General features: G+C 32.1%; 11 protein-coding genes. 9 read left to right on the top strand and 2 right to left on the bottom strand.

Annotated features, from left to right (window positions below; all coding sequences use genetic code 11):
* Positions 1–59: 59 nt before the first annotated feature.
* The 5 genes from NWE55_RS13680 (at position 60) to NWE55_RS13700 (ending at position 4562) form a co-directional block, all read left to right on the top strand.
* Entirely contained in the window at positions 60–719 is a 660-nt protein-coding gene (locus NWE55_RS13680) for a GDSL-type esterase/lipase family protein (protein ID WP_258204241.1), read from the top strand.
* A 193-nt stretch (positions 720–912) separates the two neighbouring features.
* Positions 913–1629: a hypothetical protein gene (locus NWE55_RS13685; RefSeq protein WP_258204242.1), complete on the top strand. Its 717-nt coding sequence runs from the start codon at positions 913–915 to the stop codon at positions 1627–1629.
* A gap of 48 nt (positions 1630–1677) precedes the next feature.
* A protein-coding gene (locus NWE55_RS13690) for an IS3 family transposase (RefSeq protein ID WP_373425571.1) occupies positions 1678–3035 on the top strand; the annotation gives its coding sequence in 2 pieces (ribosomal slippage) (positions 1678–1993 and positions 1993–3035; 1359 coding nt in all).
* A 355-nt stretch (positions 3036–3390) separates the two neighbouring features.
* Positions 3391–3966, top strand: a complete 576-nt coding sequence (locus NWE55_RS13695) for a peptidase associated/transthyretin-like domain-containing protein (protein ID WP_258204243.1) — start codon at positions 3391–3393, stop codon at positions 3964–3966.
* Positions 3963–4562, top strand: a complete 600-nt coding sequence (locus NWE55_RS13700) for a toxin-antitoxin system YwqK family antitoxin (RefSeq protein WP_258204244.1) — start codon at positions 3963–3965, stop codon at positions 4560–4562. The genes NWE55_RS13695 and NWE55_RS13700 overlap by 4 nt, the downstream gene beginning before the upstream one ends.
* Positions 4563–4971: 409 nt before the next feature.
* Here NWE55_RS13700 and NWE55_RS13705 read toward each other — a convergent pair whose 3' ends face one another.
* Entirely contained in the window at positions 4972–5109 is a 138-nt protein-coding gene (locus NWE55_RS13705) for a hypothetical protein (RefSeq protein WP_258204245.1), read from the bottom strand.
* A 618-nt stretch (positions 5110–5727) separates the two neighbouring features.
* On the opposite strand from NWE55_RS13705, the gene NWE55_RS13710 reads away from it, so the two are divergent.
* Positions 5728–6879, top strand: coding sequence for a hypothetical protein (locus tag NWE55_RS13710; protein ID WP_258204246.1), 1152 nt, complete (start codon positions 5728–5730; stop codon positions 6877–6879).
* Between the two features lie 88 nt (positions 6880–6967).
* Here NWE55_RS13710 and NWE55_RS13715 read toward each other — a convergent pair whose 3' ends face one another.
* Positions 6968–7360, bottom strand: a complete 393-nt coding sequence (locus NWE55_RS13715) for an adenylyltransferase/cytidyltransferase family protein (RefSeq protein WP_258204247.1) — start codon at positions 7358–7360, stop codon at positions 6968–6970.
* Positions 7361–7953: 593 nt separating this feature from the next.
* On the opposite strand from NWE55_RS13715, the gene NWE55_RS13720 reads away from it, so the two are divergent.
* From NWE55_RS13720 to NWE55_RS13730, 3 genes are all read left to right on the top strand, one after another.
* Complete coding sequence (locus tag NWE55_RS13720; RefSeq protein ID WP_258204248.1) at positions 7954–8934, top strand: helix-turn-helix domain-containing protein; 981 nt, start codon at positions 7954–7956, stop codon at positions 8932–8934.
* Between the two features lie 100 nt (positions 8935–9034).
* Positions 9035–10039, top strand: coding sequence for a helix-turn-helix domain-containing protein (locus NWE55_RS13725; protein WP_258204249.1), 1005 nt, complete (start codon positions 9035–9037; stop codon positions 10037–10039).
* 400 nt (positions 10040–10439) lie between these two features.
* Complete coding sequence (locus NWE55_RS13730) at positions 10440–15665, top strand: phage tail-like protein (protein ID WP_258204250.1); 5226 nt, start codon at positions 10440–10442, stop codon at positions 15663–15665.
* The last annotated feature ends 10 nt before the right edge of the window (positions 15666–15675 follow it).

Here is a 15675-nt window from a genome sequence, read left to right on the forward strand (position 1 = left end):
AAAGTTGTTTTCTTAAGCGCTTTTAAATTTGAAATAATTGAATCGTAAAAAATAGTAAGATGAATATAAAGTGTATTGTGTTTTGTTGTCTTTTTTTCTGTAGTACGCTCGTCGCTCAACAAATCGATAAGAAGCATTTTAGTTACAAGTACTACCATATGGTAGATATCTTTAACCACATGGCCAATAGTGAGAATGAGATTGTCTTTTTGGGAGATAGCATCACGGAGCAAGGACCTTGGTATGAACTTTTTCGTGGTTTAGATTATCCTGTGGTGAACAGAGGAATATCAGGAGATACAACTGATGGGGTGTTATTTAGGTTAGGGGAAGTTGTCGAGTCCAAGCCTAAAGTGATTTTTTTGTTAATAGGGACTAATGATATTTATTACAAGCGATCTGTGGATTATATTGTCAGTAGGATTGAACAAATAGTCAGTGTTATAAAAGCAAATAGCCCTACTTCTCAAATCGTTTTGCAGAGTATACTTCCTACTTACAAAAGAACAGAACGTCCTTTAGATACTATCAAAAAGATAAACAAGCAGCTTAGAGTTTTGGCGAAGAAAGAACATATTGCGTATTTAGATCTCTTTCCTTTTTTCTTGAATAATGAGGGAAAGCAGTTAAATGAAGACTATTCGCTGGATGGTTTACACTTGAATGCAAAGGGCTATGCGCTGTGGGTAGATTTAATAAAGAAGGAATCTTTGCTATAGAACACTTTTTTTATGGGAAGTTTGTCTTGGATAAAGAATTTATTATGAACTCATTATTATTTCTTTTGCCAATGACTGGCTTTGTGATTTTTACTTGTATTCTTTGATTTGTTAATTATTAATTAAAATTTAACTATGTTTGGAGTTCCAAAAAACAAAAGGTTATTTAATAATTAATTAAAGTAAGAGTATTATGAAGAAAGTATGTTTTCTTTTTGCATTTTTATTAGTATTGTCATCGTGTAGTAGTGATGATAATACAACAACACCTGTAGAGGGTGAAGATGTACAAGTAAAGAGTAGGCTTGTAATAAGTGCAACAGCTACCGATGTTACAGTAGGGGAAGTAGTTGAGTTTACTGCCAAAGACAAGAGCGGTGCTGTAGTGGAAGATGCAAAGTTTGTGGTCAATAGCAGTAGTATTTCTGCTAAACACGCCTTTGACAAAGCTGGTCAGTATGCGGTAAGTGCTATCCACAAAGATTTTGCTGGGAGTAATGAAGTAGTGATTAACGTTGGTAAGGCTACTTTAGAGTTGAGATTAAGTCACAAGGAAGTGACAGAGGGCGAAACGGTTACTTTTCAGGTTTTCAATGGAGAAGAGGAGCTTAGTAGTGGGGTGAAGATATATGAAGTAGGTAGCGAGAAGGCATTGGAGCAAATGACTTATGTCGCTAAAACACCTGGTCAGGTTTCTTTTGTGGCTAAAGGAGAAGGGTTTACAGATTCAAATCAAGTTTCTCTAACTGTTTTAGAGGACAAGACACCTTACCAAGATACCTTAGTATTGAGTGGAGATGCTTTTGAAATTGATGCGGTTAGTTTTGATTTCGACGTTAAAGAAGTAAATGGTAAGAATGTAGGGACTGTCAAGAAAACTGTAAATCGTCAGCAAAAAGTGGACAATTAAGATACTATAAATAAGATAGTGTTTTCAAAAAATGATAACTTTATAATTATGGGAAGAGTCAGTAAGAAAACACCAGAAAGTATGGTAAAAGATATCCGTAAAAATACGCGTAGACTATTTACCTCAGAACAGAAAGTATTGATTGTAATAGAAGGATTACGAGCAGAGCTATCTGTATCAGAACTATGTAGAAAATACTCCATTAGTCAAACTCAGTTCTATAAATGGAATAAAGAGTTTTTAGAGGCAGGTAAAAAACGATTATCAGGAGATATTACAAGAGAGGCTACCAGTGATGAAGTAGCAGAGTTACGCAAAGAAAATGCAAAACTAAAAGAGGTAGTTGCAGATTTGGTATTGCGTTACGATATTGTAAAAAAAACCTTAGACATGCTGGAATAAATGAATTATATCGCAAGTATATGAGACTAACAGCAGCAGAGAAATATGAGCTAATCCAAAGTGTAACCACAAGTGAATTGGGAGTTAAAAAGACTCTTGAAGAGTTTGGTATTCCTAAAAGCAGCTTTTATAAATGGTATAAACGTTACTTAGAAAAAGGATATGATGGATTAGAAAAAAGTAAGCGAATAAGTAATAGGCAATGGAATAGTATTCCTGAGAGTCAACAGAACTTAGTTGTTGAGATAGCTTTAGAATATCCTGAATTATCTTCACGAGAATTAGCTTATAAAATTACAGATGAACAAGGTATCTATATCTCAGAGTCCAGTGTTTATAGAATATTAAAGAAGAGAGATTTAATACCCGCTCCAAATCATATTCTAATAGAAGCATCTAATGAATTTAAAGATAAAACACAGTTTGTACATCAAATGTGGCAAACAGACTTCACGTACTTTAAAATTATTGGATGGGGTTGGTATTATTTAAGTACGATTTTAGACGATTACAGCCGTTATATTATTCATTGGGAACTATGTGACTCTATGGAAGCTAATGATGTAAAAAGAACCGTAGAAACAGCTATAAACAAGGCAAAACTCAAATCAAAAGCAAAACCTAAGTTGTTATCTGATAACGGACCTTGCTACATCGCAAAAGATTTAAAGATCTTTTTAGAGAAGGATATGAAAATGAAGCAAGTACATGGGAGACCTCTACATCCTCAAACACAAGGAAAAATTGAGAGATATCATAGAACAATGAAAAATGTTGTAAAACTTAATAATTACTATCATCCTGAAGAGCTAATAGATGCTATTGAGGTTTTTGTAGAAAACTACAATAATAACAGATATCACGAGGCAATTGGAAACTTAACTCCTAAGGACGTATATTATGGAAAATCAGATAAAATATTAGAAAAAAGAGCTGTTTTAAAACAAGAAACTTTAACTAAAAGAAGACAGTTGTATAATCAACAAAAATTAATAAATTTATAACTAAAACACTATCTTATGCTTACGTCCTAAAAGTCTACATTAGTTTGAAGACATACACTTTTTGTGGTCTATCTTTAGTATTCACTGCCACAAATGATAATTTTGTCAATAATGTTTTTGGTATAAATGATATAATTTCTCCGACAATTATTCTATGGTCTTTGGAGGTATTTATATACTTTAATTTATCAAGACCACTGTATATATTACCTTACTTTTTTAAAAAAAGTCGGAAGATTAATCTTTTGATCATGACTACTCAATCAAGTATTTTTTTATTTATATCTTATTTATAAATAATGTAATTTTCATTTTTTATAAAATAATTGTTTAATTTTAACAAAAAAATACAGTTATGAGTATAAGGCATCAAATGTTAAACAAGGATTCTATAGATGGTTATTTTGAACAGCACAAAGTAGTCTATTCTAGTTTTTTTTCTTCAGAAGAAGGATCCTTTAAAATAACTCCAGCAGGAGCTTTAAAACTGATATCTAGTAATGGGAATTTTACAATATCAGATAAAACAATAAGAGGAGGGAAGGTTAATATTTTTACTTCTTATGTGAATGGTTTTTATGAGGTTCGAGCAGATGATACTGTAGATATAAAAGTAACTGTTACAATTAGTGGGCCTAATGATCAAAAGGGATATGTTTTAGGTTATTTATATCAAGATAAATTTCTGGAAATTGAAAAGAGAGAATTACTTATAAATCCTAATTTGAATAACTATTTATATAAAGATTATTCTTTACTAGAACCAGTTATTGTTCCTCAAGATCAGCATGTTTTAAAATCTTTTAAACTAGAAGGACTCAAGATAGGAAATGAAACAGAATTATTTATTTATGTAACTTTACCTATTCTAACGGGTATTGGTAATAGTTATGTATCTACTATACATGAAATAGCAATTAAAAAAAGATGAAAAAAATAGTTTTATTATTTATGTGCTTTTTCTTTTTATTAGGATGTCAAGAAAAAGAGTATTCTTTGAAAAATTTAGAGCAACGAGAGGGATTGTCTTATTTAAAGGGGGGTGAAGAACCATATACAGGACAGACAATTGAGAGATTAGGAAAAGAAATAATAGCTATAAATGTATTTGAAAAAGGTGATCAGATTTTAGGAACTACTTTTTATCCAAACGGAAATAAAGAATATGAAATTCAATTTAAGAATGGAAAAGAAAATGGATATTGGAGACAATATTTTTTTAATGGACAATTAGATTATGAAACTTATAAAGTAGATGGAATTGTAAATGGGATGACAAAATCTTATTATGAAGATGGGCAATTAAAATCTGAAAAAAATTATGTAGATAATAAAATCATAGGAGATGTTTTATCTTATTATGAAAGTGGACAAATAAAGACAAAATTTGATTCTTTAGGTAATGGATTTACTTACTTTGAAGATGGGAGAGTTAGAAGTAAAATTGAGAAAGAAAAAGAAGTTGCTTTTTATAATAAAAAAGGAGAAGAAGTTTCGTATGAAGAAATGAAACAAGAGGTAGAATAGAAAGTCACTCAACTAAACATAGATAACGAGGATTTCTCTTGAACTGTAGAGGGGGTCCCGTGAACTGTGTCAATAAAATAATCTGTGATTTTGAAAAGCTGTCATCTCAAAATCATTAGTCAAGAACAAAAATTCTTTTTGTTGTCTATCTTTAGTCTTCACTGTTACAAGTCTGAAATATTGTTCTATTCATTCTTCTTTAGAATAGATTTAGGCTATTTTATTAGTTAACTTTTACCTATAAAAAAAATTAACTCTTGCATTTCTGATAATTAGGTAGTTATCAGATTTTTGTTAATTGATATTTTGATTAAAGTCTTTTTCTTGTGGAATTTTTTGTTTTGTTTCAATCTCATGATCATATTCCATCAAATAAAGTACTGTATTTGTTATTTTTTTAGTTTATAATCTAATCTTTTTCGCTCTCATTTAAATCAAGCAAAGCTTTAGAAATAGAGCCATTAAAAGTATCTTTCAAACTGTGTTCACTCAATCTATTATTTTCTAAAATGGAGTATAAGAATAAGTAAAACATCTTTTTTTCCATGTATAGCTTTAGTGTATTTATCTACAGAAGTAGTCTATGATAACTTTGTCAATAATGCTTCTGGTTTAAATTGTAGAATCTGTCCCGCGGTTCCTTTATGGTCTATGAATGTATTGATAGAACTCTGGTTTAGCATACCAAAAGTATACATTACCTTATTTTTTTATTTAAAAATAGTCGGAAGATTAATCTCCCGACTATTATTAGCTGATCAGCTTCCTTTTTTTATTACGAATGAAGAAAAAGTATCATTCTTAAAAGTATAAAAAGTTTGTATCTCAATCCAAAGACTTGTAATCATACAGAAGTACTCTGTGATTAAATACTATAGTGTAAATATACGATTTTTTAATAGATCGAGTTGTGAACTGTGGTTAGTGATAAGGATAACAAGAGGTTAACTAATTGTATTTATGGTGATTGCCGACTGACTGTGTGCTGTTTGGATAGTACTTTCTTCTTTTGTTTTAGTTAATATTAGCTTAATTTTTTTACTACTGATGAGTTTGTGTTTGTTTTATGTATAATATTTATTTGATTTTTTTCTGACTATTCTATTATTTGTGTTATTATTGTTTATTATAATTCAATACAAACGAAAAGTAAAAGTTAATAAATATGAAAATAAATTCTGTGAGATTAAGCTTGTTATCTCTTATCTTGTTAGGTTCAGTTACGGTTGTAAGCTGTTCGAGTGATGATAGTGCGCCCTATTCTAAACCACCTACGGAAGTGGAACCTACTGAACCTGGAGAGGAAGTAGAAAAGGCAACTTTGGATGTTGTGGTAAAAGAGGTGACTGAAAGTAGTGTAACCTTTACTCTAGGGGCTAAACACGCTGTGAGTGCTTATTATCACATCGTGGACAAGGGAATGGAAGTAAATCAAAAAGAGATTATTGAAAAGGGGGTAAAGATAGAGGCTTTAGAGGGAGCTATTACTGCTGAAGGATTACAGCCTGGTAAAGAATATGAACTGTATGTGGCAGCTCTAAACCAAGAGGAAGTTGTAACGATGACCGACAAAGGGATTGGGTTTGCGACTAAGGATCAAGTAGTAGATGTTAGCGTTACTTTAACTGAGGTAGATGCGACACACGAGAGAGTGTTATTTACGCTTACTCCTACTGATGCTGTACAGGCAAGGTATATGGTATTAGAGAAAGCTGATGTAGCAGACTTGGAGATTACAGCAGAATTTGTTTTAGAAAATGGAAATAATATTATCAATTTAAAACAACCCTCTAATTTAAAACCAAAAGTGTCTAAGCCTGATACTGATTATGTAATCTACGTGGCGGGGCTTTCTGCAACGGGGATGACAGTGCTTGTCTCTGAAGAGGTGAGAACCAAGGAGGTGCCAACTGATCCAGTGGACGATGGAACGTTGCGTTTTTCTAAATTGAACTTTACGGGGGATGAAGTAAATAAGAATGTGACATACTATCTATACTTTACAAGTGAGGAGTGGGATGTAACATTTAAAATTGCTGCAACAGATGCTAAAGAAGAAGAATTAAAAGAAGGTAAGTATATCAGAAATAGTAAAGCTGAGATAAATCCTGGACCTGGACAAGTAGGAAAATCTTATACTATCCTAAACAAAAAGACTAATGAAAAAGATACAGATATTGATTATGGAGATATAATCATAACAAAACAAGGGGCAAACTATAAAGTAGTTGTCGATATGGTTAGATTAAGTGACTTTAAAAAGCACTTTAAAGCTGAATTTAATGGTGTACCTGTGATAGGTGAGCCGCGTCCATAAAATATGGATATAGTTAGTAAGCTCTAAGTAATAATAGTATTTAGAGGTATGTTTAAGAAAGAGATGCTATCCAAACGGCATCTCTTTTTTATTTTTGACGCATTACTTTCCTTGGTCGAAGATCCATGTTGTTGTAGTAAATGCGGATATTCTTCTTTAGGCAGTATTCTTTCGCTGTAAAGGGTTTGAGCTTGTATTCCTTACCGATGATTCTCACGTCTATTTTATAGGCGCGCATAATGTCTTCTAAGTCTGTTTCATTTTGGTAGGGAATAATCTCATCTACGTATTTGCATCCTTTTAATTGAATATAGCGTTCCACTAAAGATAAGTCTTCAATAATAGGAGCAGTAGGGTCGTAATTGGCAACAGTGTTTAAGCCAACAATGAGGTAATCACATTGACTTTTGGCCTCTTCAAGCATTTTGATATATCCTGCGTGTAAATGTGAAAATGCGGCAAAGGTGATTCCGATTATCATATTGTGTTTGTTTATGTGAGTAACTGCCAAAGTTAAACAAACTTTAGATTAAATAGATATGTATTAAGTAGTTTTTAGATTAGAAAACGCTAATGTACTGCTGTAGTTTTTTTATGGGTACCCCAAGAATTAAGCCATTAATTGAAATGAAGAAAATAAGGCTACCTTTTAGATAAAATCGGTAGCCTTATCAGTAAAGTGTTTTATACAATACGTTGTGACTTTCTGACTGCAATTTAGTGACATTTATGTTTATTTGTGTCGATTTGAGTAAGTATGTTAGTAGCTTAGGTAATGAACTGCTATTTTTTTAACTACCTTGCTTAAAGTGGAGTTTAGTAGGTCTAAATAAGATATTTTTTGTTAAAAAATAAAGTTTAACATTATTGTTTTTAAATTGTTTTATTATATAAAATTATATTTTTTTTAGTCGCTATTTGTGATTTTATTATGATATGATATGTATGTTAACCTTTAAATTGCTATTGATGTTGTAGAGTATTTTGTTTGTTTGTTTAGAATTTGTGACTAATTGAGAATTTATGGTCTTACTTTGTGACAGGCAATCTGTTAGAAGATTTAATTAAAAGATAATGAGTGAAAATTTGCCATTTTTTGATTTGAGATTACGTAGTAAAAAAACTTTTTTTTTAGTAGGTATATTAACGTTGATTTTAGGATTATTTTTAGTGATTTTTATTTCATTAACAAGTAAGAATAGTCTGTTTCCTCTTTTAATTAGTATACTGCTTTTTTCAAGTACAATTTATTTCGATGATAAATTACAGAGAACTATTGTAAAGAATTTATCGGTTATCTCTCTTTTGAGTTCGGTGGTTTTATTATTTGATTTTGAAAGCTGGATTTCTATTGGGATTTCAAACTTTATTGCAGTATTATACTTATTATTCTTTTTACTTCCACTTAATTTTAATGAAGTAAAATGTAAAATTAAACATGAGTTTATTGTTTTCTTGAGTATTTTGTTTGGATTGAATGTTATCTTGTTTAATGTGGAGTATATTTTGATGTTTTTTCAATGGAATTTAAGCGATATGCTATTTGATTATTTTCATTTACTATTAGAACTATCTGCGGTGATTTTATCTTTTATAACAGGTGTTTTTATTTTATTTACAAGCATCGGTCAATATAAGAAAAAGTTCTCTTTAAATGTTGATAATAGCGAAAAGCAAGTAGAAATTAATGAGGAGAATAAAGATAAGTTTGAGTATATAATTGCTGAGAAAATCATCCTTTTTTTTGAAAGTTGCGATGATTATTTGCAGAGTAATTTCACAGCTAGACAATTAAGTAATGAAGTGGGATTGGATGACCAAAGACAGTTGAATCTTATAACTCAGCGTTTTTTTCATTTAACCTTTAACGAATTGCTTGCCAAATATCGCATAGCGCATGCTTTGGAATTATTGAAAAACAAACAAAACTGGAGTATTACTTCTGTAGCTGAAAGTTCCGGGTTTCGCTCCTTTACAACGTTTAATAAATACTTTGTTCATTACGTAGGTATTCGTGCCTCTGATTATAAAGATAGAAATATTAAAATCGATTAATTTATATATGTTCCCCACCTTACTACTATTACTACTAACTCTTTTTTTAATTTATCGTGCAAAGTCAAGTAAACAGTTGCTTGATTTAAAAATAGTTCTTGTGAATGCTATTCTAGTATTCAATTGGATATTAATTTATTTTGCTCAAAAGTTACAGTTAAATGAAGATTTTGCCTTAGGTTTAATTTTTAGCTTCTTTAATGGCTCTTTTTTGGTCTTTTTATTAGGACTAAAAAACAAGTATTTATTTATACACTTTTATATAGCATTAATGTTGTTAATTTTTTATGTCATAATCTATTCAACTTCTTTTGCTGACAATGTTGATTTTATGATTAAAGCCAATTGTGCTGCTCTTATTACTACAGGTGTTATAAATGTTGGATATGCTTGTTTTGGTTTTGTAATGTTGAGTAAAAGTATTTTGATATCTTATTATCGCTGTATTGCGACTTTTTATATTATTTCGCTTTTTGTGGGATCATTTTTAGGTATATCATTTTTATTTACTGATGAGATTCTAGTGAGTAATACTACAATCTATACGTTACATGTTTGCCTTGTCTTACTTGTATCTGTTTGTTTTACCGCTATACAGGCATGGAGGGAGGAAGGTAAAAGAAATGAGAAAGACTCTACTAATGAAATTGTCACAACTGAATCAGAAATGGTTGATGTAGAACTGGAAATTAAGAATAAATCACTGTCAGTTGTGGTAATAGATCCAGTCTTATCTATCGATGAAATCAAAGAGGTCGATAACGATGTTAATGATCTTGAAATTAGGCAATTAATTTGGCAAGAAGTGATTGAACCACAATTGTATTTGAAAAGTGATTTAACACTTTCAAAGCTTTCCAAGATTTTGAAACGCGATAAACAAGAATTAAAATCTTTTTTTGCTCGTACCGAAGCAAATACCTTTACTCACTATATTAACCGCTTTCGCATCGAGCATGCCGTTACTTTATTGCGCACTAATGCTGATGGAGATTTGAACGTGGAAAGAGCTGCAGAACTATGTGGTTTTAATAGTAGAATTTCTTTTTATAGAGCGTTTGTAAATGTGATGGGGTTTCCTCCATCTGAGTTGTTAGAAAGTTAATTTACAACTGCATTGATTCAAAATTTAATTACCGACTAATACCTTATTTGTCTTATTGTGTTAATAAGATATAGGAGGGTGTTTTGTCTATTATTCTTTTGCTTTTAATGACAAAAAATGACTTGATACTCATTGGTTTTTAATTAGTTGCGGTAATCTTGTTGATTATTGTGTGTTGCGTAAAGTTAATTGTTAAACTTTGTTTCAATAGGTCTTAACTGTAGTAGTACCGGTACTTTTGGAACAAACTTTAACACCGTATAAGGTAAATTTGATTCCATTAAAATAAAAATGATTTCAACTTGGATGTTTTAATATAGCAGAACTTAGATTTATAGTTTTTTATCTTGTTTATATGTCCAACAGTAAATTACAATTAACAAATTGAATAAAAAAAAGTATGAAAAAAAGATTACTATCAGTTGCATTGTTAATGACTGGGTCTTTTAGTGCTTATTCTCAAGTGGGAGTAGGAACAATAAAACCCAATAAGTCGGCTGAGTTAACTGTTGAATCAAGCAATAGAGGGGTGCTTATCCCAAGACTTGGCTTAACAGGATATCAAGACCGAACTACAATCATTAATTTCCCTACCAATGGAATTAATAGTTTGCTTGTGTTTAATACCGCTTCGGTTAAAGCATCAGGCAAAGAAAAAGGTTTAACACCTGGATTTTACTATTGGTTTATTGATCAGTGGGTACGCCTTACCAATGAAGGAGATATCCCAGATATTGTTGTTAATAATTTTCAAGAAATTGTAAACAAGGATGGAGATAAGGTTAAGAATATTATCAAAAATATCGTAAATACTACCGAGGGTAATGTTGTATATGAAGATGATAAACTTTATTATATTGATAGTGATGGTAAGAAAGTTGAAATAAAAGATAAGTTAACTACAATTATTTATGACAAAGAAACTGGAGACTATGTTTATTATAATGAAGGTGCTGTAGATCGCAATGGTAAAATCATTGGTGAAGGTATTCGCATTGAAGTAAAACAAACGGTTATCAATAAATTTGGTGATATTATCAATAATAAATCTGTTCAAGATTATATTACTAACTTCCTTGATGGAACTTATGTTGGTGGTAATGTGTATTACGATGGCGATAAACTTACTTATGTAACTAATACTGGTGAGACAAAAGAGGTATCTATTAAAGATGTGGTAACAGCTAACGAGAGTAAGACAGTTATCATCACTTTAGAAGATAAACAATATTACGTATCAGAGTCTTATTTAATAGCAAATAAAGGAGTAGTACCAACCACGGTTGATCCTACTAACTTACCAGAGGGTATCTATCTTATTGATGTAGTTGGAGGAGTTGTCAATAACTTTGAGGAGATAGTAAACAACGGGCCAATAACAGTTGATGGTACTACTTATCAAACAATCAATGATTATATAACTCACTTAACTGAATCAACAGGTGGGTTTACCAAGATTATCTACGACGCTACAACAGGAGATGCTATCTTCCAAGAGTGGGATGAGACTACTAACTCATGGGTAAATGTAGATAATACTAAGTTTAACAAGATAGTAACAGACAACGAGAGTAAGACAGTTATCATCACTTTAGAAGATAAACAATATTATGTATCAGAGTCTTATTTAAAAGCAAATAAAGGAGTAGTACCAACCACGGTTGATCCTACTAACTTACCAGAGGGTATCTATCTTATTGATGTAGTTGGAGGAGTTGTCAATAACTTTGAGGAGATAGTAAACAACGGGCCAATAACAGTTGATGGTACTACTTATCAAACAATCAATGATTATATAACTCACTTAACTGAATCAACAGGTGGGTTTACCAAGATTGTCTACGACGCTACAACAGGAGATGCTATCTTCCAAGAGTGGGATGAGACTACTAATTCATGGGTAAATGTAGATAACACTAAGTTTAACAAGATAGTAACAGACAACGAGAGTAAGACAGTTATCATCACTTTAGAAGATAAACAATATTATGTATCAGAGTCTTATTTAAAAGCAAATAAAGGAGTAGTACCAACCACGGTTGATCCTACTAACTTACCAGAGGGTATCTATCTTATTGATGTAGTTGGAGGAGTTGTCAATAACTTTGAGGAGATAGTAAACAACGGGCCAATAACAGTTGATGGTACTACTTATCAAACAATCAATGATTATATAACTCACTTAACTGAATCAACAGGTGGGTTTACCAAGATTATCTACGATGCTACAACAGGAGATGCTATCTTCCAAGAGTGGGATGAGACTACTAACTCATGGGTAAATGTAGATAATACTAAGTTTAACAAGATAGTAACAGACAACGAGAGTAAGACAGTTATCATCACTTTAGAAGATAAACAATATTATGTATCAGAGTCTTATTTAAAAGCAAATAAAGGAGTAGTACCAACCACGGTTGATCCTACTAACTTACCAGAGGGTATCTATCTTATTGATGTAGTTGGAGGAGTTGTCAATAACTTTGAGGAGATAGTAAACAACGGGCCAATAACAGTTGATGGTACTACTTATCAAACAATCAATGATTATATAACTCACTTAACTGAATCAACAGGTGGGTTTACCAAGATTATCTACGACGCTACAACAGGAGATGCTATCTTCCAAGAGTGGGATGAGACTACTAACTCATGGGTAAATGTAGATAATACTAAGTTTAACAAGATAGTAACAGACAACGAGAGTAAGACAGTTATCATCACTTTAGAAGATAAACAATATTATGTATCAGAGTCTTATTTAAAAGCAAATAAAGGAGTAGTACCAACCACGGTTGATCCTACTAACTTACCAGAGGGTATCTATCTTATTGATGTAGTTGGAGGAGTTGTCAATAACTTTGAGGAGATAGTAAACAACGGGCCAATAACAGTTGATGGTACTACTTATCAAACAATCAATGATTATATAACTCACTTAACTGAATCAACAGGTGGGTTTACCAAGATTATCTACGACGCTACAACAGGAGATGCTATCTTCCAAGAGTGGGATGAGACTACTAATTCATGGGTAAATGTAGATAACACTAAGTTTAACAAGATAGTAACAGACAACGAGAGTAAGACAGTTATCATCACTTTAGAAGATAAACAATATTACGTATCAGAGTCTTATTTAAAAGCAAATAAAGGAGTAGTACCAACCGCGGTTGATCCTACTAACTTACCTGAGGGTATCTATCTTATTGATGTAGTTGGAGGAGTTGTCAATAACTTTGAGGAGATAGTAAACAACGGGCCAATAACAGTTGATGGTACTACTTATCAAACAATCAATGATTATATAACTCACTTAACTGAATCAACAGGTGGGTTTACCAAGATTATCTACGACGCTACAACAGGAGATGCTATCTTCCAAGAGTGGGATGAGACTACTAATTCATGGGTAAATGTAGATAACACTAAGTTTAACAAGATAGTAACAGACAACGAGAGTAAGACAGTTATCATCACTTTAGAAGATAAACAATATTACGTATCAGAGTCTTATTTAAAAGCAAATAAAGGAGTAGTACCAACCGCGGTTGATCCTACTAACTTACCTGAGGGTATCTATCTTATCGATGTAGTTGGAGGAGTTGTCAATAACTTTGAGGAGATAGTAAACAACGGGCCAATAACAGTTGATGGTACTACATATCAAACAATCAATGATTATATAACTCACTTAACTGAATCAACAGGTGGGTTTACCAAGATTATCTACGATGCTACAACAGGAGATGCTATCTTCCAAGAGTGGGATGAGACTACTAACTCATGGATAAATGTAGATAACACTAAGTTTAACAAGATAGTAACAGACAACGAGAGTAAGACAGTTATCATCACTTTAGAAGATAAACAATATTATGTATCAGAGTCTTATTTAAAAGCAAATAAAGGAGTAGTACCAACCGCGGTTGATCCTACTAACTTACCTGAGGGTATCTATCTTATCGATGTAGTTGGAGGAGTTGTCAATAACTTTGAGGAGATAGTAAACAACGGGCCAATAACAGTTGATGGTACTACATATCAAACAATCAATGATTATATAACTCACTTAACTGAATCAACAGGTGGGTTTACCAAGATTATCTACGACGCTACAACAGGAGATGCTATCTTCCAAGAGTGGGATGAGACTACTAATTCATGGGTAAATGTAGATAACACTAAGTTTAACAAGATAGTAACAGACAACGAGAGTAAGACAGTTATCATCACTTTAGAAGATAAACAATATTACGTATCAGAGTCTTATTTAAAAGCAAATAAAGGAGTAGTACCAACCACGGTTGATCCTACTAACTTACCAGAGGGTATCTATCTTATCGATGTAGTTGGAGGAGTTGTCAATAACTTTGAGGAGATAGTAAACAACGGGCCAATAACAGTTGATGGTACTACTTATCAAACAATCAATGATTATATAACTCACTTAACTGAATCAACAGGTGGGTTTACCAAGATTATCTACGATGCTACAACAGGAGATGCTATCTTCCAAGAGTGGGATGAGACTACTAATTCATGGGTAAATGTTGATAATACTAAGTTTAGCACTATTGTTAAAACAAACGAGACTGTTACGACATTAGTTGAAAATGGTGATGGTACTTATACTTATTATAACGAGAAAGAAATAGATGTAAATGGTCAACCATTAAGTGGGGCAACAGGAGTAACTATTGATCCAAAAGAAGTATCAGTTGCTTTAGATACCACAAAGCAGGTGTATGAGTTCAAAAACTCAAACGGTGATGTAATTGGTGAGATCGACGCAAATGCAAATGCAATTTTTTATAATGATAACTCTACAAACCTTGGCGTAACAAATGTTCAAGGAGCGATAGAGAAATTATTAGAAAAAATAAAAACAGTAGAAGGAACAACAGGAAATTTAGTAGTATCAGGTGGTCTTGAATTTACTGCTAATACAACTGGAGTTGAAAAATTATTAGCAGATGCTAATATCCAAGTAGCAGATAAAGGAATAACGAACGAAAAATTAGATGAACAGTCTGTTACTTCTGATAAAATGAAAGCGACAGTTGCAGACGGGAATGGAGGTTCTAAACATGCAGAAGAAGGTATGGTGCCAGTGGCTAATGCTGATGGAACAGTTACTTATAATAAAGTTAACGCTAAGCATGTTACTTATACGAAGCCTACTGAGGATAACGGATTAGTATCTAATACTGTAGAGGGAGTAATCAATGAATTAGCAGGTAAAAAAGGTGATCTTAAAGTGGCAGGAGGTATGTTAACTATCGATGATGGTGGTAAAGATGCTCTACGTCATGAGGCTACTATTTCTTTAAACCTTGAGGGAATGAATGCTATTGTTGAGACTAGAGTAGATTATACAGCTAAAGTAGAAGATGTAATTGTTTTGGTACTTGCTGAATCTGAAGACTTAGTAGTTACTCTACCTGATGCAACAGCAAATAAAGGAAAGAAATATACAATCAAAAAGAACGATGCTAAAGAAGATTTCTATGTAACTGTAAAAGGAAACATAGAGGGAGCAAGTGAGTTATACACAGCTCTTCCTTACTCTGGATGGGATTTAGTATCTGATGGTACTATTTGGCAAATCGTAAACAAATTTTAATCACCTTACT

This window comes from Myroides albus, from assembly GCF_024722315.1.
Lineage (GTDB): Bacteria > Bacteroidota > Bacteroidia > Flavobacteriales > Flavobacteriaceae > Flavobacterium > Flavobacterium album_A.

Bases quoted from the DNA above. Each gene is read 5' to 3' on its own strand.
- NWE55_RS13705 (WP_258204245.1), bottom strand. From the start codon at position 5,109: ATGGAAAAAAAGATGTTTTACTTATTCTTATACTCCATTTTAGAAAAT.
- NWE55_RS13710 (WP_258204246.1), top strand. From the start codon at position 5,728: ATGAAAATAAATTCTGTGAGATTAAGCTTGTTATCTCTTATCTTGTTA.
- NWE55_RS13730 (WP_258204250.1), top strand. From the start codon at position 10,440: ATGAAAAAAAGATTACTATCAGTTGCATTGTTAATGACTGGGTCTTTT.
- NWE55_RS13680 (WP_258204241.1), top strand. From the start codon at position 60: ATGAATATAAAGTGTATTGTGTTTTGTTGTCTTTTTTTCTGTAGTACG.
- NWE55_RS13695 (WP_258204243.1), top strand. From the start codon at position 3,391: ATGAGTATAAGGCATCAAATGTTAAACAAGGATTCTATAGATGGTTAT.
- NWE55_RS13720 (WP_258204248.1), top strand. From the start codon at position 7,954: ATGAGTGAAAATTTGCCATTTTTTGATTTGAGATTACGTAGTAAAAAA.
- NWE55_RS13700 (WP_258204244.1), top strand. From the start codon at position 3,963: ATGAAAAAAATAGTTTTATTATTTATGTGCTTTTTCTTTTTATTAGGA.
- NWE55_RS13715 (WP_258204247.1), bottom strand. From the start codon at position 7,360: ATGATAATCGGAATCACCTTTGCCGCATTTTCACATTTACACGCAGGA.
- NWE55_RS13685 (WP_258204242.1), top strand. From the start codon at position 913: ATGAAGAAAGTATGTTTTCTTTTTGCATTTTTATTAGTATTGTCATCG.